Origin of the sequence: Haloarcula amylovorans, assembly GCF_004681185.1 — an archaeon.
In the GTDB taxonomy this organism is placed as follows: Archaea; Halobacteriota; Halobacteria; order Halobacteriales; family Haloarculaceae; genus Haloarcula; species Haloarcula amylovorans.
On sequence record NZ_SRIF01000003.1, the window covers coordinates 171,550 to 198,262 of the forward strand.

18 protein-coding genes are annotated in these 26,713 nt (G+C 52.8%); 4 read left to right on the forward strand and 14 right to left on the reverse strand.

The window, feature by feature from the left end; all coding sequences use genetic code 11:
• Positions 1–41: 41 nt before the first annotated feature.
• A complete protein-coding gene (locus tag E4S61_RS15295; RefSeq protein ID WP_135304830.1) occupies positions 42–1,085 on the reverse strand; it encodes an HNH endonuclease in 1,044 nt (347 codons plus the stop codon).
• 305 nt (positions 1,086–1,390) lie between these two features.
• On the opposite strand from E4S61_RS15295, the gene E4S61_RS15300 reads away from it, so the two are divergent.
• The gene (locus tag E4S61_RS15300) at positions 1,391–2,740 is read left to right on the forward strand and encodes a PD-(D/E)XK nuclease family protein (protein ID WP_167768525.1); all 1,350 of its coding nucleotides are present in this window, start codon (positions 1,391–1,393) and stop codon (positions 2,738–2,740) included.
• A gap of 36 nt (positions 2,741–2,776) precedes the next feature.
• On the opposite strand, the gene E4S61_RS15305 is transcribed toward E4S61_RS15300, so the two are convergent.
• Complete coding sequence (locus tag E4S61_RS15305; protein ID WP_135304832.1) at positions 2,777–3,526, reverse strand: hypothetical protein; 750 nt, start codon at positions 3,524–3,526, stop codon at positions 2,777–2,779.
• Positions 3,527–3,969: 443 nt separating this feature from the next.
• Positions 3,970–4,581: a tyrosine-type recombinase/integrase gene (locus tag E4S61_RS15310; RefSeq protein ID WP_135304833.1), complete on the reverse strand. Its 612-nt coding sequence runs from the start codon at positions 4,579–4,581 to the stop codon at positions 3,970–3,972.
• A gap of 158 nt (positions 4,582–4,739) precedes the next feature.
• Here E4S61_RS15310 and E4S61_RS15315 point away from each other — a divergent pair, with 158 nt between their 5' ends.
• The gene (locus E4S61_RS15315) at positions 4,740–5,597 is read left to right on the forward strand and encodes a hypothetical protein (RefSeq protein ID WP_135304834.1); all 858 of its coding nucleotides are present in this window, start codon (positions 4,740–4,742) and stop codon (positions 5,595–5,597) included.
• A 119-nt stretch (positions 5,598–5,716) separates the two neighbouring features.
• Here E4S61_RS15315 and E4S61_RS15320 read toward each other — a convergent pair whose 3' ends face one another.
• From E4S61_RS15320 to E4S61_RS26700, 5 genes are all read right to left on the reverse strand, one after another.
• Entirely contained in the window at positions 5,717–6,283 is a 567-nt protein-coding gene (locus tag E4S61_RS15320; RefSeq protein ID WP_135304835.1) for a GIY-YIG nuclease family protein, read from the reverse strand.
• A gap of 108 nt (positions 6,284–6,391) precedes the next feature.
• The gene (locus E4S61_RS15325; protein ID WP_135304836.1) at positions 6,392–7,102 is read right to left on the reverse strand and encodes a DUF429 domain-containing protein; all 711 of its coding nucleotides are present in this window, start codon (positions 7,100–7,102) and stop codon (positions 6,392–6,394) included.
• Positions 7,103–7,250: 148 nt separating this feature from the next.
• Entirely contained in the window at positions 7,251–7,631 is a 381-nt protein-coding gene (locus E4S61_RS15330; RefSeq protein ID WP_135304837.1) for a hypothetical protein, read from the reverse strand.
• 186 nt (positions 7,632–7,817) lie between these two features.
• Complete coding sequence (locus tag E4S61_RS15335; RefSeq protein ID WP_245180768.1) at positions 7,818–8,306, reverse strand: hypothetical protein; 489 nt, start codon at positions 8,304–8,306, stop codon at positions 7,818–7,820.
• Complete coding sequence (locus tag E4S61_RS26700) at positions 8,261–8,617, reverse strand: pentapeptide repeat-containing protein (RefSeq protein ID WP_135304838.1); 357 nt, start codon at positions 8,615–8,617, stop codon at positions 8,261–8,263. Before E4S61_RS26700 ends, E4S61_RS15335 begins: the two co-directional genes overlap by 46 nt.
• A 561-nt stretch (positions 8,618–9,178) precedes the next feature.
• Here E4S61_RS26700 and E4S61_RS15345 point away from each other — a divergent pair.
• Positions 9,179–9,733 carry a hypothetical protein gene (locus E4S61_RS15345; protein WP_135304839.1) on the forward strand — a complete coding sequence of 185 codons (555 nt, stop codon included), beginning with the start codon at positions 9,179–9,181 and terminating at the stop codon, positions 9,731–9,733.
• Positions 9,734–9,788: 55 nt separating this feature from the next.
• Here E4S61_RS15345 and E4S61_RS15350 read toward each other — a convergent pair whose 3' ends face one another.
• A complete protein-coding gene (locus E4S61_RS15350; protein WP_135304840.1) occupies positions 9,789–10,673 on the reverse strand; it encodes a DUF6997 domain-containing protein in 885 nt (294 codons plus the stop codon).
• A gap of 93 nt (positions 10,674–10,766) precedes the next feature.
• On the opposite strand from E4S61_RS15350, the gene E4S61_RS15355 reads away from it, so the two are divergent.
• On the forward strand, positions 10,767–11,156 hold the full coding sequence (locus E4S61_RS15355) for an HIT family protein (RefSeq protein ID WP_135304841.1): 390 nt from the start codon (positions 10,767–10,769) through the stop codon (positions 11,154–11,156).
• Positions 11,157–11,260: 104 nt separating this feature from the next.
• On the opposite strand, the gene E4S61_RS15360 is transcribed toward E4S61_RS15355, so the two are convergent.
• From E4S61_RS15360 to pglX (E4S61_RS15380), 5 genes are all read right to left on the reverse strand, one after another.
• Entirely contained in the window at positions 11,261–12,712 is a 1,452-nt protein-coding gene (locus E4S61_RS15360) for an ATP-binding protein (protein WP_167768526.1), read from the reverse strand.
• A gap of 287 nt (positions 12,713–12,999) precedes the next feature.
• Complete coding sequence (locus E4S61_RS15365; protein WP_209309515.1) at positions 13,000–15,912, reverse strand: helicase-related protein; 2,913 nt, start codon at positions 15,910–15,912, stop codon at positions 13,000–13,002.
• Between the two features lie 2 nt (positions 15,913–15,914).
• Positions 15,915–20,150, reverse strand: coding sequence for a BREX-5 system adenine-specific DNA-methyltransferase PglX (gene pglX, locus E4S61_RS15370; RefSeq protein WP_135304843.1), 4,236 nt, complete (start codon positions 20,148–20,150; stop codon positions 15,915–15,917).
• Positions 20,151–20,217: 67 nt separating this feature from the next.
• Positions 20,218–22,368, reverse strand: a complete 2,151-nt coding sequence (gene pglZ, locus E4S61_RS15375) for a BREX-5 system phosphatase PglZ (protein ID WP_135304844.1) — start codon at positions 22,366–22,368, stop codon at positions 20,218–20,220.
• Between the two features lie 2 nt (positions 22,369–22,370).
• Positions 22,371–26,684, reverse strand: coding sequence for a BREX-5 system adenine-specific DNA-methyltransferase PglX (gene pglX, locus E4S61_RS15380; protein WP_135304845.1), 4,314 nt, complete (start codon positions 26,682–26,684; stop codon positions 22,371–22,373).
• Between the last annotated feature and the right edge of the window lie 29 nt (positions 26,685–26,713).

A 26,713-nucleotide genomic window follows, 5' to 3' on the forward strand; every position in this document is an offset into this window, starting at 1 on the left:
TCATTCAACTGCCCGTGGACGCGGTTTACTACTCCGTCAGTCTATAGCCACGAGAGCCCGGTGTTGAGTTCTTCGAGGAATGTCGGTCTTACTCGCGCCTCAGGCGGGAATGCGAGTTGCTCGCCATCTCGGTTAAGAATGGTTTCTCGGAGGAACGGGTGGGCGGGGTCGAAGGATGGACTGGTTCGGATGCGGTAGTCACTGTCGATAGTGAAGAGGGCGGCATCGAACGCGCGGTGGTGGAGCGCGTTTAACACGAGGACGTTCTCTGGGTGCTCGGCCAGGTCAGGGTGTTGACTTCGCGGGAGGACGTGGGCTAAATTTAGGAGGTCTGCTTCTTGAATGCCGGTCATGGTGCACGCGTGGCCGTATCGGTCGAAGGCGTTGTCACGGAAGGCGTCGCTCACGATGGTTTCGGAGGTTTCGTAGCGTCGGATCCGTCCGGTTTGGTCGAGGGTTTCGCCGGTTGGCCATTGCGCGACGTCGCCGGTTTCGACCCAGCGCGTCCAGACATCCGGTGCGTGGTTGTCGTCGTTCAGTTGGGCGCGGTCGTGCAGCCACGTGACGGGGACCGACTGGGTGTTGAGGATCGAGAAGTGAAAGAGATAATTCGGGATCTGCGTGCCGGTGTCGTCTTGATAGGACCGGACTTCGAAGTGGTCCGGAACGCACAGCCCGCAGAATTCGACGACGCCGGATTCGGGTTTCCGGAACACGAGGACTGGCGGGACGTCCTCGCGTCGACCAGCTGCGGCCCGGTCGAATGCCGTCTTGATTTTCTGGTTCTTGATGGATTCGTCGTATGGGTTGTCGGCTTTGGCGTCGCCCCAGTAACTGATGTAGCCGGCGTTGACGGCGAGTGTGTCTTCCCACGGATCGTCGTGTTGGGAGATGCCGCTGTCGTTCGAAACGAGGACGAGCGCTGCGGGCGTCTCAGATCGACTGGCGCTGAGAGCTCGGATGCCGCCGGTGTTTTTGATGCCAGCGTCTAGTTGGCCGCGAATCCAGCGCAGGAACTGGTCGGCAGAGTTGCGATAACTCCCGGTGTCGCGGTACTGCTCGCCGACGCGGAACCTGCGCTGCATGCTAGCAGGGTCGTTTCGTCTGCTGTGTAATAACAGTGCCCGGTATCGACGATGTATACTGAGTGTCCTCTCCGCCGGGTATCTACTGTGTCAATAATCCTTCTGAGTGGCGATAGAGATATCTCTCTGCGAAAATGGGCGTGCTGTTGGGGTGGGTGTCCGCATACTTGACGGAGCGGTTGGGAGCGATTCGTCGCTTTCGGCTTCACCGGTCCGCGCGGTCCAGGTGTTCATACCTCGTGGCAAGGTGTTGTTCTGTGGCGTGACGGCGTCACTTTGATTTTCATTGTGGGTGACTGATGCGTATGAGTCGAAGTATCGCAACGGAACTGACGAAGATACAGCGGCGACTTGCCGCGCTTCCGGAGGCCGAAGAGCCTCCACCGACCACGTTACAGGTGCTCGACCGGAGCACACAAGAGCGTGACTGGCAGCAGTTCCTCGTTCATTTCCTGACGCCCGACGCCCCACACGGGCTCGACCACGCTGTCTTAGAACACGTACTCGCTGCGCTGTCTGACCGCGATGATTCGAGGTATGCGTTTTCGCGGTTTGACATCGATGAGATACAGATCGCACAAGAAGTGTCTACGTCCGATGGCATTCCGGACGTCGTGATGTGGGCGTCCGACGAGTGGTTCATCTGCTGGGAGTTGAAAGTCCACGCATCAGAAGGGCAAGACCAGACAGAGCGGTACGTCGGCGTCGATTCGTTCGACGGGATCGGGGTTGACAAAGCCGACGTCCCCACTGACGGCCAGCACTACGTGTTTTTAGCCCCTGAGTCGGCGTCGTCACCGGCTGCCGACGACTTTGTGCATGTCTCGTGGGAGTGGCTAGCTGCGGAGCTTCAGTCGTTCCTGATGGAGAGTTACGATGAGTACCCGGCGCGAACCACGGCGCAGTTGAAAGACTTCGTCGACACGATTCGGAGTGAACTCACAATGACCGAATACCAGGAGAATCAGCAGGAGATGGTGGAACTGTACGTCGAAAACTACGGTGTGATCTCGGACCTAGAGACAGCGTTTGAGGAGGAGTGGTCGGAGTTTGAATCGACGTGGGGACGGCGGCTGGCGCAGACGCTGGATGGTGTTGAACTAATCGAGGATGCAGATGTGCCGGAGGAGTACGCCGCGGTCCAGGTGGAGATGAAGTCGGGGGAGCGCCGGCAGTGGACGTTCCGCCAGGGGAAGTCAGATTGGTCGTGGCTATTCCCCCGGGAGTGGTGGAAGAAACTGGATGAGGGCCGAGCGGTTTCGGATGCGACGAAACCGAACGCGCGGGTCGGACTGGTCCACCGGCTTGACTGGCATCAAACGGAGGCCGTCCGGGATCACATGTTGGTTGTTTACCTTCGAAATGCCCCGTCGGGCCACGATAGCTTCTACGATAATTTCGCCGCGCGGTTCAGTGACGCCAGCGCGGAAATCGCGGAGGCGATTGACGGAACGAACTTCACAATTACGGGCAATAAGTCGAATCTCCTCCGTGCTGAGTACGACATTGACGTCGATTCACACGCCGACTTCTTCGACGCGTACGTGGACGCCTTGGCCCAAGCTGTCCGAGAGAGTGCTGTCGAAAACTCGGAGTTGGTCGAGAGTATTGACCGGCTGTATGAGACGACGGTGGCGGAGGACGTCTCAGTGTAACCTGCGGGTGAGTTTACCCGGCCGTGTCTCTGAGATTCAGTCCGGTGTGAATCCGATTGGAACGGTGAGGAGGTCAGCGTCGTCGCCCCATGCTAGGTATCGATACTGTCGGTAGCGTGATCCCTGGCGTGGATCCAGGCCAGAGTAATCGATTATCGGTGACGGGTCTTCTGAGTCTTCTTCGTCCTCCTCGTCGTCTGGGTACGTCAGCAGCGCCGCACGGATTGAAGCACGCCGGTTCACATCCAGCTGCTCGGGTTCAAGCAAGTACTCGTGCGATTGCAAGACCTCCTTTTGAGACTGAGTGAGGGAGTCCCGCGTCGGCCGTTCTTGAGTAATCACGTCGCGTATCTCTCGACTACGACGTTCAACTTCGTTGACGACAACTCCAAGGATGTCCCTATCACCGGACTCAAACGGCGGTTCTCTATCAATCAGGTTCCCAGGGAACCGGGAGTCCAGCAATTGACTCTCGTATCCGTGTAGCTGCTGGTACCCCGCAGTTGGGGCTGTACTGCTGTGCGTTCGGAGTGGGACACCAATGAGCGTCGCGCGCGTGAGGGCTCTAATCTCGGGCCACGTGTAGAGGAAGTCGGAGTCCATACGATGATACGCGTTTGGCTCTGAGTACCGCGGTTCGGTTTTGTCTTTGAGGTAGACCGATGAGAACGTCGGGCTGGATTCGTGTACCGGCACCCAGAACGCGGTGTACTCGTGCAGGTTATCCTGGTGTTTTGGGAGTGTGGCGAGTGCTTCGACGTCGAGGAAGACGGTCGCGCTTAGCACGTCGCCGAGGCCGGTGAGGTCAGTGACGACTGGGAGTGCGTAGAACGTGAGTCCGGGGAGCGGAGCGCGGCCGAGTAGTGTTTTGGCTTGTTGGCCGTTGAACGGGAATTTAACTGCTGTCTGTGGGTTTCCGGGGTCGAAGGTGCGGTCGTCGATCTCACTGTAGACGGCCTTGTACTGGAGTTCGAGCCGTGACGCGGTACTGAATTCGATGTCGTAGCCGCCCTCGGCTTCCTCATGCTACGTCGGGACGATAGCAACCCCCGCGTCGAAATCACCCTTGGCTAACTGCTGCTGCTGCGTCGCATTCACCAGAAGCGACGACTTAGAAGGGTAGTCAGTCATACACTGACCGTAGACTCATGATGTGATTATTCTTCGGCTGAAACGTTTGGAGAGGTTCTGTGATGAATGCTGCCTAGCGGCGCGGAGAGACAAAACGGTTAGACTTTGAGTAGATGGTCGTAGACTCTCTCGGTCGTCTGAATACTGCGATGACGAAGGCGGACATCATACAGCGTGTTTCCGTCTTCTTCGTTCATCATTCGATAAGCAACGCCGTGCCGTAGCGCGTGAGGTGTCACGTCGCTTGGATCACCTCTACTTCCATCAAGTTTGTAGGGTCGAATCCCAGCCCCCTCAGCGATCTTGCGAAGCATGTTCCGCACGCCTTGTTCGCTGATGCGCTCCGAAGATCTTGATGGGAAGAGGGCTGGCGTGTCCTTCCATCGGTTGGTGAGATACGCTGAGAGCAGCCGTGTCGTGTCGTCGGCGAGTTCGAGGGTCACCGGCGGTGGGGAGTTCTGATTCGGGTAGTCCTTCTGCAGTTCCGTGGGGAGGTAGAGCTCCGAGTTGTTGTTCCGGAGTAGTTCGATATCGAGCTGGACGAGTTCACCTACTCGAAGCCCAGTATCGTACATCGTCGTGACAATTGCTTCGTTTCGCTGCTGAAGATAGTCTGCACCAGTCGCGTAACTTGCCGAACGGAGTGACTCGACTTGATCGGGGGTCACCCACACTTTCGCCCGAACTTGGGAATTTGCGTGCTCGCCCATTTTGACCAATCCTCTTTATAAACAGTACTGTGCCTCAACCACTTGAACTTTGGATTCCACAAATAGACTCCAAAGTTAGAATAACACTGGAACTTTCTCGCTCTCTCCGCACCCCCGGATTCTTATTTAGAAGGCAATCACACGAGCCAATATAGATCATGACTGAAGACAACACAAATAGATCTGATCCCAAAGATGAACTTTCTAATGAATTTCGAGAATCCTTCTTTGGCTCTGAAGAGCAAGACCAGCAGGCAAGTGAATCAAAGGAATTCAGCGCATCGGGACCAACTACTCAGGAACTCAGAGAACTTTCTCATGAAAAAATCCGAGAAAAATATGGTGTAGATGATGAGGACCATCCTCTAGTAAAGCAAACCGGCAAAGCACATATTCAACGTAGGGTCGAGCCAACGGCGGAGAACGCTGTATTTTTTCTGTTTCTTCAAGGGCTTAGCGATAGCGTAGAACGAATCAGCTCCGATGTTCAGGAGAATTTGGATCGAGGTGAGACTACTAGAGTAGATCTGCCCTTAGGTGAGGTTGGTATAGGTCTCTTCCAAATTCATGCTTTGACTATCTCATATTTTGAAGCGAGTTCATATCTCTTGGTCACAGATAAGCTCCGAAGATCCGGTGTGCCGATCCAGCCGTTTGTTGATTACTATGACTCGACTCCTTGGAAGGAGGTGGTGGAAGACCATATGAATCATGAGGAGACAATCCAGGCGATCTACTCTGATCTAGAGGAAAAGGCGAATGCTGGTCAGTATCAGCATATGCTTGACCGTGCGGACCTGATCGATAGTACGCTTTTTGACCTGGTTGACGATGTAAGAGAAGCCAGGAATACCTATATTCATAATCCGATGCTGATGGTTGAGATTGCGGGTCACAAGCAAGTGATTGAGATGATTGCCAAGTGTATATCTGTGATTACAGAAATTGAAGAGTTGCTCGAACAGGAGTTAGAGATCGATTGGACGATCTACAAAGCCTTAGAAGGAATTGAATAAGTGGAAGAGAGGTACAGCATACAGAAATCGTATCGTTCGCCAAGCGGAGGGTTGACGGAGTAAGGGTGAGTGGTCCGCAAGGGTGCTCGCGTGTTGGTTCATGGTCGGTCGTGCCGAGATTAGTCGCCGCGGTAGGCGGGATGGACGCTGGGGTTGAGGAAGTAGCCCTGTTTGCGGTGGAGGCGGTCCGCGGTGGCCAGTTCGGCTTCCTTTGCCTCGTCTTCGGTATCGTACCAGTCGATGTTGTGGACATCAACAGGTCGGAAGATGTTGGTGAACTTCGAGCCGGTCGTGAACGGGTCGAGGTGTTCGTCGATGCGCCGATATGGATTCTTGGTGTAGCCGACGTAGACAACAGGGGCGTTGTTCATGGCGTAGGCAGTCTGGAACTCGGGGGAGACCTCGTGCGATGTGTCTTCGTCGCTGAGACGACGCTGTAGTTCGACGTTCTTGATGTGTTCACACTCAATGGTGTAGACGGCGTAGGGCTTGGGGAGCTTGTAGATGGACGGCACGTCTTCATCGGCCATTCCGAGTATCCAAAAGTCCTCATCGTCCTCGGAACGTTCGGGCTCGGTACTCTCTATACGGTGATGGAGTTCGATGTGCCCGCTGACTATGCGAAGTGCAGTTGGGGAGACTGCTGCGGGTCCGGCATCGTGCGAGTATGGTGGTTCAACGGCCATATAGTGCGGCCTCGTGTGTCATATAACTCCGATATTGGAACAAATAAGCCCTCCGCCCGGGACGGAAACGAGTGCTCATAGAGAACAGTGTGTTCCGCCGGAGACGAGTCAGTTGCCGGGATAGACAATCGAGGGATCACGGGTGGGGTCGGCATCAGCTGGGAGGGTTGAGTAGGCACCGTTAGACTCGCGGGAAGTAAGTGCGAGGATGGCGGCATCAAGCACGTCGTCGACGCGACCTGACTGGATTCGATGATGCCATTGGCTGTTCGTCCGCCGTTCGTCAACGAGGTCAAGAACTGGTTGGAAGGACTCGTCGCCGTGCTTGATGAGACACTGTTTCCGGGTTTCGAAACCTGCGTCACTTTTCTTCGATGGGAGATCGTCGCCATAGTATGCTTTGAAACACACCTCTGGGTGGCTTTCGTAGATCGTCTCATGTGCGGTGTCGAATTCATCCAGCACGGTGTTCACTTCCCGGATACGCGGGATGAGGCCCCAACTGTGGCTTCCTAACCCGCGCGTATTCTTCGTTACGGCGTCGTCGTAGTCTCGCGCTGTCACTGCGTCGGTGTTTGGTGTCCAGAAGACGGTGCTGCCGCGTGATCCGAGGAAGTCCTTTGCTTTCTGGTCGCACTCACGGTCTCCTTCATGTCGCAGGTGAACTGGGATGTCCACGAGGATCTTGTTTGCCCGATTCCTGTATTCGTGCCAGACGTTGAGCAGAGAGGGTTCTGTACTGATGTCGGTGGTTTCTGGGGTCGCTTCGACGACGACCCATGATCCGCTCGCCCAGTCCACGCCGACGTGAGATTCCATAGAGAAGAGAATTGAGGAGAACACTTAGTTTTCAGTTACCGACTCCTTGAACCCTTCATCGGTGACAACTGTCAGCGGTCGTGCTGAATACAGCGCGCTAGTCTACCAAGATACTCACCTGTCTTCAGGGATGCTTAGAGACCTAAATTCAATCCTTCCGCTCATAACTGGGTTCATACTCGCCATGTCGCACAAACCAGTCCAAGCGGTACTGAAAGGCCCGAATCACGTTTTGCATCTCCTCAGCTGTTAGACCATCTGCAACCGGCAGTGGGTTCGCAGACTGATGACTCGCCATCCGCACTTCAACCTTCCACTCCTCATCTCCCTGAGTCTCCGAATGCTCATCTCGATCAACAAAAACACCAAGTCCAGAGTACGTCTTCTGAGACCCGTTGGTCCGAGCATTCCACTGAGCTTCATTTTCGTAGAAGTCCGCTGGGTCTGGGACGAAACCGTTGTCCAACTCGTCGCGGGCGTACTCTGCCGCCTGTTTTACTGGCTCAGGATACGGATCATTAGTGCTCATTGTAGGTTTACAGCAGTGTTTGAAATCGCTGATTTAATAGAGTGGTCGATTCACTCTCGTAGCTAAGGACTGATTCCCAGATGTATTCGGCGAGTAGTAGGGTACTGACGGCCTTCTGGGTCCCGGGCTTCAGGTTTGAGGACTATTCTGAGGAGTCGTCGGTTCAAATCTTGTCTCGAAAGCTGGCTACGGCGTCTGTGTGTCGTTGCTTGCTTTCTTGTAGCTGTTGGGTCGTTTCACGGATGTTTTGTTCCTCGGTGATTCGGCCAAGGATGCTGCTGCGGGGGTGAGTTCGTACAGTTTCGTCTTGCCACCGTCGTCGGGGTAGTGGAAGTACTCTTTCCAGAGTCCGAGCTTGGCCCCTTCTGTGAGTCTGTTGGCGACTGTGCCGTGACTTGCGACGACTGCGGTGTCGATTTCGCTGAATCGTTTTGGCCCGTCGCTTAGCTGGGCGAGGATCTCGACGGCCCCTTTCTTTTCGAAGAATTCCTTGATCTCGTCTTTTTCGAGGTTCTGTTTTCTCGGTTCCTCTGGCTTCGAATACGTCCCGATTTCAGGATCGTCATCATCACCAATTCTGACGCTGTCTTCCAGTTCTGGAGTATTCGTTGCTGGATTTTGGCTTCGTTCTAAGTTCGTGCTCTCACTGTTTTCTTCAGTTTGACGCCTTGCCAACTGCTGTTCCGAATATTCTGTCGTAGGAGACGGGCACCTTGGAGTTGTGCGTATTTGAAATTGGTCTCGTTTAGCGTACACTGCTGTATAAGTGTGTTACTGAGATCAGCTTGTTCAAAAGTAGACCCCTCCAGCTGTACGCCCTTGATTGACATCGAAGAAAGTTGGCTATACGCAAAGTTCGAGTCCACCATGGTACAGCCAGTGAACGAGAGAGCCACTCCGAAATCCTCACTGTGCTTTTCTGAGACAGTCAGTGATTGCAGATATGCTTCGTCGAGTCTGATAGTGAGCGTGAGGTTCGAGAACATCTGCGGCCAGGATCTCTCGTGTTCGTTTGCAGCCCGGAGCTGGTCAACGGGTTTACCCGCCTCTTCAGCATGCCAGGTGCAGCGGTCGTAGTCTTTTCAAACAGGACGGTAGCAGGACCATGCTCCAATGTTTCTGAACAGTGTTCTGAATCGATTTCATGCTGGCATCTCTGGGAAGCGTCAAATGTATCTGGGAGATCGCTGGGATATACGACGTCGTAGAATCGCGCCATTGCCACAGCCATAACGGTTCATCTTTCCCGTCAGCACTCTGTATAATAACCTTGTCTCCTTAGTTCAGAATTAGAGAAAGGATTATAGCCAGTAGCGGTGGTTTTGGTACGTTCTTTGGCGATCGGGCTGGCGAGTGTTGAGGTACTATCTACGACACTACCATTAGGCAATACGCTTCCAACGCACTATCGACTAGATTTTCATGGCAGCGAAAGTCATCGAGGTCTGCAGCAGACAGTGTATCGATTATTCTGTACCCAGATACCTGTCCATAATTCCTGAACCAATAAAAACTAATCATAGTACTCTACTGATATGAGACAATATATGTCGCAAGAACCAGATGGAGAGGACCCTACTGTCTCCCAGAAGGTGGAACCAACACCGGCTTCTGAGGGAATCACTCAGCATTTGAGAGGGATATGGAACGGTATTAGGGAAGTCTATGAAATACATCGACTGAAGATTGGTATATTTGGGACGATATCCACAGTCCTCTTCCAAATTCTGTTTGCGGATGAAATAGAACGGATACTACCTGCAATAGTCGGTGATGTCTCGAATTTCCTTACATCAAATACCGGCCTGGCGATTCTCGCTACGGTAATTATCGCTCTTCAAGCATGGGCACTAAGACTAATTCGTGCAGTTGGTAGTGAGGTAGAGAGCACGGATCGACTTCGACCGGATGGTGGTGATAAGAATCTCCCTCCAAGAGATTCCAAAGGCCGGTTCAAAAGTACAGGCAGTGGGCCATCCATAATCTTCGTGGTTGCAGTCGTGATGATGGGCTATCTACTGGGGTCTCAATACGGAGAAACAGAGGCGATACTTGGTGGTGTTGCAGCGTTTCTGCTGCTAATATGGACGGATAATTTGTGAATTGTGCAGCGTATTTTGAGCGCTAAGCGATCATCAGTGAAACTCCGCGTGATGGTCAGTAAAATCGAACTCGATACTGGCTATGCGATTCAACATTGATGTCGCTCAGACACTGTTCTGACCGCCCGACATCAAATGGAGAACATTCATAGATATCGTAGGTGACGCTATCGCCCTGTCGTCGTGCTCGGAGGTATACCGGAATCATATCCAGATGCGAATCGCTAGCTTCGGATTGCACGCTCATGAGCGGATAGAAGAGTTTGTGCTTGGCGAGTGATCGCTTTGGGCCAGTCTTCGCCTCAAGCACGACTAACACTCGCTCACCGTTGCGACGACTTACGAAGCAGGCATCGATCTCGACCTGCCCATTGTTATGGGGCAGCGTCGTCGGCTGTGTCATGTGTGGCCGAAAGCTGAAATCAAAAGTTGATGCGACTGTAACTGGGGCTGTACCGACTGACTCGACGTCTAAATCCAGAGCCTGGCTCAAGAGTCCAGTTGTCAATGAAAGGTTGACTAAGGACGACTCCGAAAATCGTGGTAAGTATCGATACGCCTCCAGCATATCTTGTGTTTGCTGGTCGTACTCCTGTACGTCTTCACTGTCCGGCTGCAGGTTGATTTCAGTTCGCTGCTTCGATGGGAAGGCAGTTTCCTCGATAAAGAAGTCGTCCAGCCCTCCTTCAACTCTGACTAAGCCGAATTGAGTTCCCGTACCATCGGGTGCACTTCCGAGCCGAAGGACCATGGTATCGTTCTGGCGCAACTCGTCGGCCAACTCCCGTTTCCTGTCGATTGAGATTTCAGCAGCGGTCCGGAAATCACGTGGATCTCGGCCGATTTCTGTAATGTAGTCTCGAAACGACTGCGGACCGTATACACCAGCGGAATCGTCAAGAAGTGTCTCTATTGCAGGCGTCCAGTGGCTATCAGTCATTCGGCAGTACTCCCTCTGAAATCTGCGTCCATCTGTTCGTCCAGAAACTCTGGAATCGATATTATTTCAATCGTTCTATCCTCAAATACCCGTATGGATGATTCTTCGTGCGACTGTGTATTTTGCGAAGTCGTCGCCGACAAGCAAAGCGCGACCGTGTTGCTCGAGTCAGAAGGCTACCTGTGCATTCTCGATAAGTATCCCGTCAACGAAGGCCATGCCCTGGTTTTTCCCACAGAGCACATTCAATATCTTCAAGAGAGTAACTGGGAGGCTCTCAACTCTTTTCTCAGCGAAGCCATTGAAGAGGTAAACAGTCGTTATGAGCCCGATGCGATGAATATTGGGATCAACGATGGACCAGAGGCAGGCCAGACTATTCCACATCTTCACTGGCACATTATCCCTCGCTATGAGGGAGATATACCGGATCCAACCGGCGGTGTTCGTGGTGTCATTCCCAAGCAGAGAAAATACGACTGAGGAACTTGAGCCAAGAAGTTTGAAGTCAATGGGATGAAACTTTTGTATACAGGGGTCGAATATCTTTTCAGTACGATATAGGGTGTGTGCTATAATATGTGGTTTCAAACATATTTCGCGAGTTCCTTGTCAGTCATACTTTGATTAATAGCTAAGTCAAATCGATCAACGGATTCAATCGTCTTCCCATGGTTATCTTCTATGTGCTTTATTGCTTCTGAAGCACCCGTTGTAATTCCATCCGCTACTAAATGTCCCTTATCAATGTTACCCATGTCCATATATGCGAATAGCTGATATACGTCAAGTCCACTTGCCTGGTTTACTTTTAATTCCCATGCTTCCCCATCTGATAAAATATCGATGAATCCTTCCAGCCCACCAACGACGTATTCTGTCTCCACATCTTTACAGCTGTAGGGTGGTTTTTCCAACAAATTAGATAGTCTATCTCTGAGACACGGTTCTGGTATTTGCCCAGGAATGCTTTCTTCTTCCAAATAGTCATTAGAGTGTAAAAAATCCCGTATCTTATTTAACATAGCCTCAAATTCGGTGCCACCAATAATTCTATTCTTAGTAATCGCTGTCGAAAATCCATCTATGAGGTCGATCTCTCCGCGAATTCTATTGTATTGTGGGTGAGTGGTATTCACAATATTTATTTCCTCAAGCTGGTGAAATTGGATAACCCTATCGTGCTGTATGAGATCTAATCCTTGATTTGATAATCCTCTATAGTATGGTTCATAATTCTTCGGAGGATTTATTCCGAGGCTTTCGTACTCTGCATCGTCTTCGGGTGCATACCCAAATGTTAGCTTTACTTTCCAGCCATCTCCCTCTGTACCTTCAAATATCTCCTTATGGACCACAGGATCATTTACTCTTGTGCTTGGGTGAAAATAGATGGGCCTTACATCATCTGGATTGATTTTCCGCGTTTCGCCCTTATCGAGATTTTTGTGCTTAATTTCGATTTTTAGATTGTCTTCTGGCTTCCCTATTAGTCGGCGGTATCGGGCACCAAGATAAGATTTAATACGACAGTCATACACTTGAGCACTTTCTTGAAGGATTTCATTCAAATCTCTAATTCTGATCTCAGTACCATGATCCCAGTCCACGTCTTCCGTCTCATGAGGAATCTCTCCATACGAAAATTCTTCAATTACCGTGGCGGAATCTTCATCCGTATGCTTAGTTTTCAAATACGCAAGTTCACCAGCAGCTGAGATTGCTTGCTTCATTCCAAGTCCATGTTCATTTAAAGGATGGTCAGATTCGGAGGTAGTACCCGCCGGTGAGATTGCATTTGGAAGGCTCGAGTGAGCGATCCCAGATGCATCATCTCGAATTGAAAAATAGGATTCATCCGGGTTTTCATTCGAAAGACCGATCTCAATTTGTATGTGTATCTCCTGATCGTTAACTCGAGCTGCGACAGCATTATCAATAAGCTCTGATATCAAATCTACGTCATTATAGTCATTGTTACCCAGTACGTCGAAAACGCGGTCTGAGGCTGGGACTTCTAAGTTACCTTTTTTACCCATATTAGCACCATATACAAGTAGAATATTAATACTTAACCTGAAATGAGATCGTTGATCTAAACTGTATCTCGTATCTGTATACATTATACATATATTTTTATGCATTTTTGTGTACATCAAATACTGTGATACCGTCGTACTCTTGCTACAGCTTTTTAGCTACAATCATCGAACCCGAGAGTAACTTCTAGTCACAAATACATAGCCTGTACCCGAGGTAACCACCTCTAAGGAGTGATCGTTAAATATTTTCCTACTTAGAGGTCCTAATACCGAAATGATATAAATTATATTGGCAGCGTCAGACAAAGGCTCTCAATCTCCGGGGCTAAGGAGATCACTTGTGACTTCCGCTGGAGCTCACCTCGACGGTCCTCGATTCTATCCTCCAACTTTCCCAATCGATCCTGTTGCTTTCGAATAGCGATGTCCATATCAGTCCCTGCTTCCGCTCTCCGCTCGTACTCAGCGATGAACGTCTCAATCCGTTCTCGCTCGGAGTCAGCGTAGGCTTCGAGGTCTGCGAGTTCTTGTTGCGTTTCTTCCTGCCGCCGCACTTGCACTTCATCGCGGCGTGAGGCGACCCGCTGACTAAGGTATCGGTCGGCGGAAGAGCGTATTTCACCCTCGTTTTCCAACAACACTCGAATTGGTTCTTCGTCAGGTGACCCTTTGATACTGTCCCCATCGATGACTCGCTGTCCGAGGCGTTCCTGTGGATCTTTGTGTGCTGCATCGACGAAGACCGGAAGAATCTCTTCCCGAATTACTTCGCCGGTACCATCCTCGAACCGAACTCGGTAGTTGTAGGTAATTCCTGGATTATCGACGAACGGGAGCATCTTGAGACCAACCGCACCCTGTTCGCCGTCGAGGACACACTGCATCAACTCTTGGACCAGCCGTGCGTCGGGGGAGATATATTCGATATCGTCGTGATCCATCGCAAACTCACGGTTGAATGTGAACGGCCCATAGGACTCATCATCAGCAGTTCGACGAAGCTTCTCAGGTAACTCAGCACGGAACAGATTGGCCCCAGCTTTCTCGACATCGCCACCGAGTGCCCTAACGCCGAGCTCGAAGAATTCTCGGATGTCAGCCTCGCTGCCGTAGACATCCTCGGATTGGTCCATCACTTCTTGAATCTTCTCCCGGCTCTCCTGATCGAACGTACTCGTATCAATGAGACTGCGTTCGTACCACTCTGCAAGCGTCCGCTGTCGGTCGTCGATAAGTTCTTCGAGCTCCTCTTTTGTCGCACTCGCCGGTTCATCATTCCGAATGGACTCCATGATGAGCGAGTCCACATTAATGTCATCGAGCATCCCGAGGACGTCAGCAGTATTTCCGAGCTTCCCGCGAATGTTCTCGACTTTGTCCTGGAGCATCTCGAAGATCTCACCTTCGCGAGTGTCCTCGAACGTGAAGTTCCACACCTTCACTTCTTTATCTTGGCCATACCGGTGGAGGCGACCGATTCGCTGTTCGAGCCGGTTAGGATTCCACGGCAGTTCGTAGTTGACCATGATGTGGCAGCTGTGCTGTAGGTCGATCCCTTCGCTTGCTGCATCCGTCGCGAAGAGTAGTCGAGACTGTCCGTGGTTGAACTCGTCTTCGATCTTCGCCCGGTCCTCTTTGTCGACGTCACCGTGGATAGTCAGAATCTCGTCGGCCCACGGTTCGTCTTTCACCAATTCAAGAATATAGTCGAGCGTATCCCGGTACTCGGTAAAGAGCAACACCTTCTCGTTTGGGTTCTCTTCGAGTAGTTGCTGGATGTAGCGACGGACTTTCTGGGCCTTCGAATCGACTGGGATTCCTTCAGCGAGGGAGACGAGGTCACGGAGCGTTTCGATTTCCTCTTCGAGTTGGGCGTCACTCTCGGTGATGGTGAGCCCTGCAAGTTCACCCTCGGCCTTTCGCTTGTCATCCTCGTCGAGGTCCTCACCTTCGAGGTACGCCGAGGCCGCTTCGGAGAGCGAGGTTGTAGTGGATTGCTGGTCGACCAAGTTTGCCAGCCGGCGACTGAGTGTTGCTTGGATCGCGCCAATACTACTCACAAGACGCTTTTGCATCAGGGCCATCGCAAAGCCGACTGCGGGCTCGTTGAGTTGCTCTGAGCGATTGTAGACGTGTTTGACGTACTCAGTGACTGCCTGGTAGAATTGTCGCTCTTCGTGTGTCCGCTCGACAGGAATCGTCCCAACTTCGCGATTGGGGAAAATCCGTTCACCGTTGTCGTCGTAGATCGTTTGCTTGCCGCGACGCATCATCACGCGGTCGACGGCCTCTTTCGAGAGTTCCTGATCCTCCGAGACAAGGAACGGATCGATATATTCCACGAGGGAGCGAAAGGCGTCTCCCTTGCCGTCGTGTGGTGTTGCACTGAGTAGCAGTAGTGAGTCAGAATTGTCGGCGACGCATTCGACCATCTTCGAGGTCTTACTCGGAGACTCGCCGCGCTTGGCTGCCTTGTGCGCTTCGTCGACAACGACAACGTCCCAGAACGCATTGTCGAGTTCGTCGCGGAACTCTTCTTGACGCAGAAACGCCATGCTCGTGACCATCTGCTGGTGGTCTTGGTTCCAGATGTTCGCCTCCTCACCAAGCCGACGGCGCTCGCCCTCGACCCACTGTCGGTCTCCAGGCGTCAGTGAGATATCGAAGAAACGGTCCATATCCCGGATCCACTTCTTCTGAAGATGGGCGGGGACGACGAACAGCACCCGATCTGCTCTATCTCGTGCAGTGAGTTCTTTGAGGATAAGTCCCGCCTCGATCGTCTTCCCCAACCCGACGTCGTCGGCGATAAGCGCTCGTTGACGGAGCTTTTGCATTACCCAGTTAACACAGGCCAGTTGATACGGCTCCAGGCGAACCAGCGAGTTCGAAATGCTGAGCAGCTGTCCCTGTTCGTGAGCAATCTGAAGCTGGAGGGCTTGCGAGCGAAGATCGAACCACTCCGCTGAGACAGCGTCGTGATTCGGATGCAGTTGCCCAGCAGTTGCGGTATCGAGTGCTCCGAGTTGTTCCCGCTTCGACTCGATATTCACGTCGTCAATACAAACTGTCTTCACACCCACGTTCTCGAGGTAGGCCCTGAGATAGTCGAGATCGCCGACGGAATACGTCTTGATGACCTCGGCGGGCTGATCGTTGAGGAGAATCGAGTCTCCGGGTTCGAGGTCATCTATCATCGTTAGAGGACGTCGTCATCAACTGTCTTCGGAACGATCTCGGCCTGTGCAAGCGGTGTGATATTAATCTCGACGCCGTGCTTATGGTTCGGCTGGTAACCGGCTGTGGTAACCTCAGAAAGCGCTCGATCTGCCCAATCTGAAGGGGTAGCGGTAGCGAGTGTCTCGCAGTCGTTTTTGATTTCATCTGCTAGATCCTTGTACTCCTCGAGCCGAGTCGCGAGTGTGGCGAGTCGCTTCGCGTCCTCGTCTTTGAGACCATCTTTGGGTTCTCCGTCTGCGTCAACAAAGTCCGAACCAGCACTCTCAAAGTAATATGTCATGAAGAGGATACCCGTACTGGAGTAGTGGTCAGAGCCCTTCAATCGCGAATTGAAGTAGTCAAAGAGGTCAGCGAGGTGCGCTTCGACAGGCTGGTTGGTCGGCTTCGAGTACGCAACGCAGGCGTCTTCGAGTGTTTCTAACGCGTCTATCCATTCGCCGCGCCACTCATCGACTTTTTCCCAAAAGCTCGGAGAGAACGTGTCCTCGAACCAGTCGTCCTCTTTCATTTCTCGCAATTCTATTAACGCATCGAGGCGATTCTCGGTATCTTTCCGAAAGCGACGGACCTTCAGTTCGAGCATTGACGCGAGGTCTTGATACTCATCGGCGAAATCTCGCTTGCTTGTGTCGCCAAGCGCCTGCAGCTGTTCTTCGAAGACCGCTATTTGTTCGAGTCCGCTCGCACATTGGTCGTAGGTCTTGGCAGCTTTGGCTTGCTCGCTCGTTGGTAACGACTCGTCGCTCCGTCGGCGATTCGCAGCAGACCGTCGTTCCCGAAGTTCGGCCTTCCGCGGTTCGAGATAAGTATTGCTCAGGCGGTCAAATGTCCCAGCATCGATCTGGTGATAGTCGAGGAAGCATGCAAATATCTCTCCCGCTGAGTCAGCGATGAGTCGCTCCGTCGTAAGTTTCCAGATGATGGGCGTGTTCTCCATACGAGCGGCGTGATAAGCAAACAAGTCATTCTCGACAAATGTCCGAAGGTTGGGGTAGGCCTCATCGTCGGCCGACTTGTTCCCGAGAATCTCGTCGACTTCGATGAGACGGTCCCCTGCATACTCGTCGTAGGCGTTCTCAAATTGCTCGACGATACGGTCGAACATATTGGCTTGGCCGTCTACTTCGTAGCAGGGTATGATGCCGTCGCTCTCTTCGCGAACGGCCTCCATTGCAAAATGGTGGATAAGGTCTTTGACCTGTTTCTCAATATTATCGGGCATTTCTGGGACAGATTCAGGATCGGGAACCTTGCGATCTTTGGGTGATTCAGCAGTTCGTAGGAAGATCTCTTGGCGGATCTGTTCGTAGTTCCTTTCAGGAATATTGAGTATCCTGCAAATACGCTGATCAATATTTTCAGCAAGGGCTTCAACTTCGCGATTAATCCTCCTGCGTTCTTCCTCTGCCGCTCGTGCCCGTTCGCAAACCGACTCGGACTGTTGACCCGAGACAGATGGTAGATCTGAAATCCGTTTGTCGTTATCCAACAGATCGTTGTCGCAATAGAAGAACTGATCTCTGTATCTCTCTGGGACTAAGCATGGAGCAATGTAATACGGACTAAGGGGGTCTGTGATTGCCAGATTAAGCAGAGCAGTATACTGCTCCTTTGCCATTTCCCCAAGTATTCCATCATCTTGCAGTTGATTGTGCCAAGGTAATCGCCCCACATCTCCTTGTCCCCACGTTCGCTCAGGAGTTAGTGACAACAGCAGCCCATGGTAGACATCTGAATTGATCACAGCAAGTAGATCCCAATTTGATATCTCCTCACTCACTAATAGGGGACCCTTCTGATCAAACACTGCTCCAGGTGGGAGATATCCAAATCGTCTCCCAGTTGCTTTGATGTTCGTCCAGGTAAGGCCAGACCGCAGATACAGCGACTCGTTTCTCATCACAGAACTCGACTGGCGACGAATCTCATCTCCTTCTCCATTCCAGTTGAGAGATTTACTTACCCGTGGAAGAATCCAGGATGACGATCCACCCTTTGCAAAGGGTATAAATGATTCTGAAGTTGTTTCCCAATGATTTCGGACAAAACGATCGTTATTTCCCGTCGACATTCCTTGTACAGCATTTGCTATACTTGTAGCTGAGATCCCCGCAGCCTCTGGATCTAATTTCGACTCCGAGGAATGCAGAGACCGGATTTCAGCTGGAATGTAATAGCTCAGTGGAGACCACGGTACTTGATTAAAGGCTTCTACATTAACATGAAACATTCGGGTTATATCATCCGAAGTTTCATCTGAAAGCGTTGACCGAAATTTTGTTTCTTTCGAATCAGCGGAGATATCATGGAGACGAATAAATGAACCAGTCTGATTCCAGCTCGAGCCGGATTTTACAACAGTACCTACGGTTCTGACTGTCGCGTTGTCAAGTACGCCAAGGCCGAATTCCGAGAGAAAGTCGAACCCTCCTTTACTGCCGATAAAATCACTCCGAAATTCTCGGTAGCTTCGCTTGAACATAAATGTTCTCGGAACCAACATACCAATTCTACTATTGTCTTTAGTAATGTTGTCACAGACCTCAAAGAAATTAATATAGAACTCTGGTTTGTACTTGTAGTGGTCCTCCACATATCTTTGTACAGAAGTTGGCATTCGGTTCTGCGAGCCATAGGGTGGATTCATCAGCGCCACGTCATAGTCTTGCGTTAGAATGTCAATCAGACGCACAAAGCTCCGCAAGTCCTGTGCCAAAAATGAGTCTGTGTCCCGGTGTTTCTCTACAGCTTCACGCAGATTGCGAAGAATCTGTCTAGGAGTATAATCCTCCCGTGGGTCATCATCGAGGGTGATCTGAACACTTCCATCGCTGACCTCGTCCTCGAATAGGTCACTGAGCGTTCCACGTACGTCTAGCAAACTTCCCAATCCATGGACCTCCTCGAACGCGTTGAGAATCCGCCGAAGTGCGTCCTTTACGTCAGATTTGCCATCGGCCACTTCGTCGAATACTTCTTCAACACCTTCGACGTCGGCTACCCTCGCGTCAGCACAGACGATGCCGACATTGGGCATATCGAAATCGTTGGCACCTTCTGATTCAGCATGATTACGCCCCTTTAAATAGAGATTGAACGCCGCGAGTTGACAAGCCCGCATATCCAGGTCGACGCCATAGAGGTTGTGCCGCAGAATTTTGCACGGAATCGCAGCAGGGTCGAGGTTGGTCTCGGCACGCCAGATTCGCTCCAACACATCGAACGCGTACAGCAGGAAATGCCCACTCCCACATGCTGGATCGATAACGCGGAGTTCTTTTGGATGATCGAAGTCCGTCGGTTCACCTCCCTCTTCGGAGGGTACGAGATAAGTGCAGAAGTCAGCAATATCCGGAGATTCGGCGAAGGAGAGTGGACGGTTCTTTCGCTCGTCGGAAGTTAGTTTACTTTGCGCGTCGACCGTCTCCTGTAACGTCCCCTTGTCTTCGAGATAGAGCTTTCCAAGTGAGTTGTCGGTAAGCATCCTGACGACCCAATGAGGGGTGTAAAACTGATTTGCTGGCGGTACGTCCTTGGGTTCTAAACCTTCGCGATCACCCTTCCGTCGGAGATCATCAAGGAGCTTGACATTGTAGTACTCGTAGACCCAACCGAGTACGTCATCGGCTCGCCAGACTTCATCGGACACCTTATCGAGCAGCCCACAGAGTTCCTCAAAGGTATCGTCGTCAGGGTCTATAAGGCTGTACGCAGTCGAACGGTCGAAGAGAATCTCTATCTCTTCAGCGAGGCTGTCACACTTCTGATAGTACGCCTCCAGAATAGCTTCGTCTTCGAGTAGGAACTCTTCATGGACGAGCGTCTCGGCTGCGGGGGTCAAGCCATTGTCTTTGAATACCGTAACCTCCTCGTCGATGAAGTCGCGAACCTCCATACAGCGCAGGGCAGCCAACCGATTGACGATCGTATAGCCGACGCTCATCACGTACTGCTCGAACGCGTCGTTCCACGATTGACTGTCGACAGCTTCTAATTCTATAGCTTCGACAAGAGACGCCATCTCTTCGTCTAGTGCGTCCGTGTCATCCGGTTTCTCGTCAAGATCTTGCTGTGTGAGTCGGAACCGAATATTGTCCTCAACGCGGTCTCGCATTTCCGTGACAATATCTTCGAGATGTTCGCGTTCGGCCTTATCGAGTTGGGCTTTCTGCTGTGGAGAGGAAATATCAGACATGGAATCAGTGAATAACTACTAACATATCATACAGCCATATCAATCTTGGCGAAATCGCCCGACGGCGCTATTCTTGGGTAATTGTGACGAAGTTCAGGACGAACTCTTGTGGGAGGATGCCTCCATGGTAGAAACGAGCGTCTGGGAGCCCTTGGTTCCTGAACCGTTGGATCGGGTCGGTCAGGATGCTGATTCTAGTATCGTTGTCGAGGTAGCCTAGGTGTGTGTCTTCGTCCAACAACACACCAGGTGAATCGCCGTCGAGGCCTGCACCGGAGACCCACCGACGGGTCACTTTCTCGCCCCCGTCCGGTGGATGCAGGTCGTCGATGTCCACGTGCCGTGGAAGTGAGACGAAACCGTGATCTGCGAGGATGTACGCCCGGTCAAACCCACCGTTCCCGACCTTCTCACAGATGATCTGGGAGATAGCGTCAATCCGCTCGCTGAACAGTTCCTCGAAGTCCGTAAGCTCCTTCTCGCCAGTCTCGTCAATGTCATTCCAGTAGTAGGCAACACGGGACTGCCCCCAGCCGACTTCGTCCTCGGCATCCTGCATGATGTAGCTCCAGCCGTCGTTCTCGAGGAGCGTCTCCCGACGATAAGGTGTAATCTTCCGTCCATTTCGCTCGGGAACGAGTTCGCCGTCCTGCAGTTCGATGTTGAAGCTGAACTTGCTGCCGGGGGTGAGTGCGGCCTTCCCAAACTCGGTGTCGGAGGGAAGGGTTCCCACCCACTTGCTCTCGTCAACTTCGAGCTGGGGAAGTTCGCTCCGAATGGACTCTGCGAGTTCGTGGGCGAGGTCGAAGCGTAGGGCGTCGACGATGAACAGCGCGACGCTCTGGCCGCTCTGGAGGTGTTCCTGCTCCTCGGCGAAGAACTGGTGGGCATGGTTCTCACCGACGAACGGCGAACCGGCTTCAATTTGGTCTTCGACGAGGTCACCGAGATCGGTGAGGTACTCCAGGTATCTGGATTCGACCAGCGACGAGCGGAGGCCTTCGAGTGTCGCCGTCGCCGGGTGCTCCTCTGGAAGCGCGGTTTCCGGTTCGCCGGAGATAACGAGGTTGAACACGGCGTTGTCGATCTGCCACGTTCCGTCCTCTACGTCCCCGTACAGCTCGACGACATCACCAGTATCACCGGTTTCTTCCCAGGTTTCGAGTTCGTTCGCGAGCGTCGCGATGTCGATGGCCTGGTCCCAGAGTTGCGTCCACGAAACGTCGCCGTAGGTCGCGTTGAGGCGCTCGTAGCGTTGTTCTGCCTGGGTTGCACACTCCTCGTAGTCGCCGGCATGGAACGACTGCGTCCACTCATCCCAGAGACGGTGTTCGAGCGAGGCGTCGACGGGACAATCAACGAAGTCCCACGGATCGTCGTAAGTGTGAAGGACGTTGTGCCAGAACCGCTGCTCGGGGTCGAGATAGACGCGAGCCAGTTCCTGCTTACGTTCGGTCTTGCTCAGGACGGAGCGGAGTTCCGGTCTGGAGACGCCGAACCCACTGCTGGCTTCGGGCTGGTACTCCTGGGGGAGTCGGGATTTGTCCAGCCCTTCGTCGACGAGCCACTCTGCGACGGCCCAGCGGCGCGTTCGTTCGACGATAGTCTGGGCGTCGCTCACGCCGTCGACGGCAGCCACGCCGTTGTCGACCAGGAGATCACGAATCTCAATCAGATCATCACCCTTGGGGAGATTCTCCGTGCCGTGTTCGAGGACGAACTGGACGGGGTCGTCGTGCCCCTCTAGGACGATCTTCGTCTGGAGGCCCTGGAGCGATGGAAGGCCACCCTCGCCGTTGAGTTCATCGTAGAGCGTCTTGGCGACCTTCTCTTGGTCTTCCGCGTCCTCGTAGGCTGTTCGAATCGTCGCCGCTTGAAGCCGGTCGTTCTCGAAGCAGCGGGCTGCGAGCTTTCCGATATGCTGTTCGATTACGTCGCCGGTGTGCTCGACGTCTTTGAACCAGTCAACGTCGTCGCTGCTGGCCTGTGGAATGTACCAGACGGTTCGGTCTCGTGGTGCATCTGCGCGAAGCTCTATTGGTGTCTGTTCAGCGGCCTGAAACTCACAGCCGAGCTGGCTGCTGGTGTTTCGGACGATGTCGCGTAGGTAGCCGCCGTCGTCCCACCAGAGGACGACAGGCTCTTCGTCTGCGGCTTCATCGATGGCACTCTCGATAGCATCGTGAGCGCACCGTGGGAGTGTCTTCGTCGCTGGCATGATTAGAGAACGTCATCCTCCACGGTCTTCGGGACTATTTCGGCCTGTGCGAGTGGTGTAATATTGATTTCGACGCCGTGCTTGTGATTCGGTTGGTACCCTTCGGTTGTTATCTCTGAGAGCGCACGGTCAGTCCAATCCGAGGGAATCCGTTTGTCGATGGTCTGGCAGCGGTCGTCGATCTCCGCTGCCAATGCCTTGAACTCCGCTAGCGGCGGGAGGTCGTCGATCTCGACATCCTCGTCGTCGGCTATCGCTTCGAGGAACTCCTCGTCGACGACCGAGGGATCGTCGAGACCGGTCGCGAGCGAGGCAAGTAGGCGTTCGTCATCGGTCAGCGTATCGAACGGTTCTCCGTCATCGTCGAGGAGATCAGCCCCTTCGCGCTCGAAGTAGTAGGTCATGAAGAGGATGCCCGTGCTGGAGTAGTGGTCCGACCCCTTGAGTCGCCAGTTGAAGTAGTCGAACAGATCGGCCAGGTGTGCCTCGACGGACTCGTCGGCGGGCCTGGCGTACTCCTCGCAAGCGCGTTCGAGTTCGCCGAGGGCGTCGATCCATTTCTCTCGCCACTCGTCGACGGCGTTCCAGAAGTTGTCCGAGAAGGTGTCTTGGAACCACTCTTCGCTGTTGCGCTCTCGCAGTTCGGCCAGTGTCTCCACGCGTTCCCGGGTCTCCTCACGGAAGGTGGCGACCTTTGGGACTAGTTCCTTGACGAGTTGCCGGTCCTCGTCCTCGAAGTCGCGTTCGGTTGTGCTGCCTAGGTCCTGAAGCACGTCTTCGAAGACGCTGATCTGGTTGAGCCCGCTTGCACAGCGCTCGTACTGCTCGGCGGCTTCCGCCTGCTCACTCGTCGAGAGGGATTCGTCGCTCCGGCGTCGATTTGCGGCACTGCGGCGTTCCCGGAGTTCGGCCTTTCGAGGCTCGAGGTACTGATTAGCAAGCCGATCGAAAATGCTGGCATCAAGACTGTGATAGTCGACGAAGCAAGCGAAGCCCTCCCCCGTTGAGTCTGCAATAAGGCGTTCGGTAGTGAGCTTCCAAAGAACAGGCGTATTCTCCATCATGTTGAGGTGGTAATCGAATAGGTCATTCTCGACAAACTCCCGTAGGTTGGGGTATGCCTCTTCTGCAGCCGACTTGGCTCCGAGGATTTCGTCGACTTCGACAAGGCGGTCGTCTGCGTATTCACCGTAAGCGTGCTCAAAGCGCTTGACGATGAGATCAAGCATATTGGCTTGACCTTTGATATTATGGAGCGGGATGATATCGTCGGCTTCCTCGCGAACGGCATCCATTGCGAAATGGTGGATAAGGTCCTTGACTTGTGTGCCGATGTTCTGGGGTACTTCTGGGACCGACTCTGGGTCGGGAACCTCGCGATCCTCGGGGCTTTCTGCCGTTCGAAGGAATATTTCCTGCTGAATCTGTTTCTGAGTATTTGATCCGATTGATAGGCTTTCGAACAGGGAATCATCTATCTGAGAGGCAATTTTTTCTAGCTCATTTTTATGTTGTAACTCATCTTTCCGAGCCCGTCTGGACGATTGGTGAAGGTCCATACTGGGCTCTCTAAACATATCCGAAGAGACAGCGTCAAGTGTGTTCTCCGCGTGCGGATGTCCATAAAATGAGCTTAGTTCAGCTGTGGCAGGCAATAGTGAAGGTCCGATATAATACGGGCTCTTAGGATTGTGGATTCTTAACTTAACTAGTGCCGAAAACTGTTCTTTCGCAAGCTCACCTATCGAGTCATTATTCCCCAATTCGGTTGGCCAGGGGAATTTTCCAACTTCCGTTGTGTTCCAGTGCCTGCCGATAGTGAGACCCAGAGCAAGATATGTTAGTATATCGCTATTACCGTAAGCTAAAGTCTTAAACGGAGCCTCATTCGGATCATATACCATCCCTGTGTCACTGAATATGGAATCCGAGTTCAGCAGCCCAAACCGTCTCGCCGTTTCTTTGATCCTGTTGTATGCCAGCGCTTGATCAAAGCGAACACTAAATGTTCTAGTACGAGAATTCTGTATCCTTCGTATCTCTTTCCCTTCTCCCTCCCAGAGAACGGTTTGACTCGCTTGGGGAATCACCCATGCGTCTTCACCGCCTGTCGCTAACGGGACCCAATCATTACCAAGAGATTCCCAGAAACTCCGAACGAACCGATCACTGTTTCCAGTGATGAGGCCCTGTTTCGTTGTCCCATGGCTTTCTCTATCAATATCTCCGTTTTCTGCGTCAAATACCACATCTGACTCGTAGAGAACCCTGATATTAGATGGTACCCAGTAGTTAATTGGGGTTCCCGGAACTCTTCCAAACTCGTCCATCTCAACCTCAAATGATCTCTTTACACCCTCAATGACCTCATTCTCGAAGGCTGCTCTCAAGAAATGGTCCTCTTTCTGGCTAGATTTGATGTCATGAAGTCTATAGAAACTCCCGTTAGATTGTTGACTGTCTGACCCGATTCTCACAACGCTACCAACAGTCCGAACTGTAGCATTGTCCAAAACTCCGATTCCATACTCTGCTAAGAAGTCAAAGGAACCCCGACTACCGACAAAATCTGTTCTGAAGTCCTCGAATGAGCTTTTATACATGAATGTTCGAGGAATCAACATTCCAATACGGCCATTATCCGAGACAAGAGACTCACATGTCTCGAAGAAATTAATGTAAAATTCTGGACGGTATCGATAATGCTCGTTCACATATGATGTAACAGTATCCGGCATCCGATTCCGGGACCCATACGGCGGGTTCATCAGCGCCACGTCGTAGTCCTGTGCCAGAATATCCAGTAGCCGGACGAAGCTCCGAAGGTCCTGTGCGAGGAACGAATCCGAGTCTCGGTGTTCTTCGACAGCCTCCCGGAGACTGTGGAGCACCTGTCCGAGCGTGTGGTCTGCCGTCGGATCGTCGCCGAGTGTGATCTGAACGCCCTCGGTATCACTGTCGTCCTCGAAAAGGTCACCGAGCGTCCCGCGAACGTCGAGCAGGCTTCCGAGTCCGTGGACCTCCTCGAAGGCATCGAGGATTCGCCGGAGGGCGTCCTCGACTTTTGGATCGTCGCCGGCAACCTCGTCGAACACTGCCTCGACGCCGTCGACGTCGGCTACCTTCGCGTCCGCACAGACGATACCAACCTCGGGCATGTCGAACCCGTCAGAACCTTCCGCCTCTGCGCGGGTCCGTCCCTTTAGATACAGATTGAACGCCGCGAGCTGGCAGGCCCGCATGTCCAGGTCGACGCCGTAGAGATTGTGCTGGAGAATCTTCCGCGGGATCTCCTCCTCAGAGAGGTCCGTCTCGGCACGCCAGATGCGCTCCAGTACGTCGAACGCGTACAGCAGAAAGTGCCCGCTGCCACAGGCAGGGTCGATGACGCGAAGCTCCTCCGGGTGCTCGAAGTCGGTCGGCTCACCCTCTTCCTCCGAGGGAACGAGATAGGTACAGAAATCGGAAATTTCGGGCGACTCGTCGGGAGAGAGCGGTCGATTCTTGCGTTCGTCCGGGGAGAATGCTTCCTGCGCTTCGACGACGTCCTGCAACTCGCCAGTGTGTTCGAGGTAGAGCTTTCCGAGCGAGTTGTCGGTGAGCATCCGCACGACCCAGTGGGGCGTATAGAACTGGTTCGCCGCGGGAACGTCCTCAGGGTCGAGGCCTTCGCGGTCGCCTTTGCGGCGCAGGTCGTCGAGCAGCTTGACGTTGTAGTATTCGTAGACCCATCCGAGTACGTCGTCGGCCCGCCAGACTTCATCGGGGACCGAGTCAAGCATTTCGCAGAGTTCCTCGAAGGTATCGTCATCAGGATTGACGAGGCTGTATGCTGACGAGCGATCAAATAGAATCTCGATTTCTTCAGCGAGGGTATCGCATGCTCGATGGTATGCCTCTAGAATAGCCTCATCTTCGAGTAGAAATTTCTCGTGGACGAGCGTCTCCGCGGCGGGGGTCAGACCATTGTCTTTGAAGACGGTGACCTCCTCATCGATGAAGTCACGAACCTCCATACAGCGGAGGGCGGCCAGTCGATTGACGATTGTATAGCCCACACTCGTAACATACTGCTCAAAACCATCACTCCAAGATTGACCGTCTACAGCCTCCAGCTCGATCGCTTCGACAAGCGACGTTGTATCCTCGTCTAATGCATCCACATCATCCGGTTTGTCGTCGAGGCCTTGCTGCGTGAGTTGGAATCGGACGTTATCTTCGACCCGATCTCGCATCTCCGTGATGACGTCTTCAAGATGTTCGCGTTCGGCTTTATCGAGTTGCGCCTTCTGTTGAGAGAGAGAATTATGTTCCATATGAGATGACCTGTCTGATATGTTCCACT

Excerpts from the sequence above, each read along its gene's own strand:
- E4S61_RS15300 (WP_167768525.1), top strand. The coding sequence starts at position 1,391 with ATGAGTCGAAGTATCGCAACGGAACTGACGAAGATACAGCGGCGACTT.
- E4S61_RS15360 (WP_167768526.1), bottom strand. The coding sequence starts at position 12,712 with ATGGGTAAAAAAGGTAACTTAGAAGTCCCAGCCTCAGACCGCGTTTTC.
- E4S61_RS15350 (WP_135304840.1), bottom strand. The coding sequence starts at position 10,673 with ATGACTGATAGCCACTGGACGCCTGCAATAGAGACACTTCTTGACGAT.
- E4S61_RS15365 (WP_209309515.1), bottom strand. The coding sequence starts at position 15,912 with ATGATAGATGACCTCGAACCCGGAGACTCGATTCTCCTCAACGATCAG.
- pglX (WP_135304843.1), bottom strand. The coding sequence starts at position 20,150 with ATGTCTGATATTTCCTCTCCACAGCAGAAAGCCCAACTCGATAAGGCC.
- E4S61_RS15355 (WP_135304841.1), top strand. The coding sequence starts at position 10,767 with ATGGATGATTCTTCGTGCGACTGTGTATTTTGCGAAGTCGTCGCCGAC.
- E4S61_RS15295 (WP_135304830.1), bottom strand. The coding sequence starts at position 1,085 with ATGCAGCGCAGGTTCCGCGTCGGCGAGCAGTACCGCGACACCGGGAGT.
- E4S61_RS15320 (WP_135304835.1), bottom strand. The coding sequence starts at position 6,283 with ATGGCCGTTGAACCACCATACTCGCACGATGCCGGACCCGCAGCAGTC.
- E4S61_RS15330 (WP_135304837.1), bottom strand. The coding sequence starts at position 7,631 with ATGAGCACTAATGATCCGTATCCTGAGCCAGTAAAACAGGCGGCAGAG.
- pglX (WP_135304845.1), bottom strand. The coding sequence starts at position 26,684 with ATGGAACATAATTCTCTCTCTCAACAGAAGGCGCAACTCGATAAAGCC.
- E4S61_RS15315 (WP_135304834.1), top strand. The coding sequence starts at position 4,740 with ATGACTGAAGACAACACAAATAGATCTGATCCCAAAGATGAACTTTCT.
- pglZ (WP_135304844.1), bottom strand. The coding sequence starts at position 22,368 with ATGCCAGCGACGAAGACACTCCCACGGTGCGCTCACGATGCTATCGAG.
- E4S61_RS15325 (WP_135304836.1), bottom strand. The coding sequence starts at position 7,102 with ATGGAATCTCACGTCGGCGTGGACTGGGCGAGCGGATCATGGGTCGTC.
- E4S61_RS26700 (WP_135304838.1), bottom strand. The coding sequence starts at position 8,617 with ATGTTCTCGAACCTCACGCTCACTATCAGACTCGACGAAGCATATCTG.
- E4S61_RS15310 (WP_135304833.1), bottom strand. The coding sequence starts at position 4,581 with ATGGGCGAGCACGCAAATTCCCAAGTTCGGGCGAAAGTGTGGGTGACC.
- E4S61_RS15345 (WP_135304839.1), top strand. The coding sequence starts at position 9,179 with ATGTCGCAAGAACCAGATGGAGAGGACCCTACTGTCTCCCAGAAGGTG.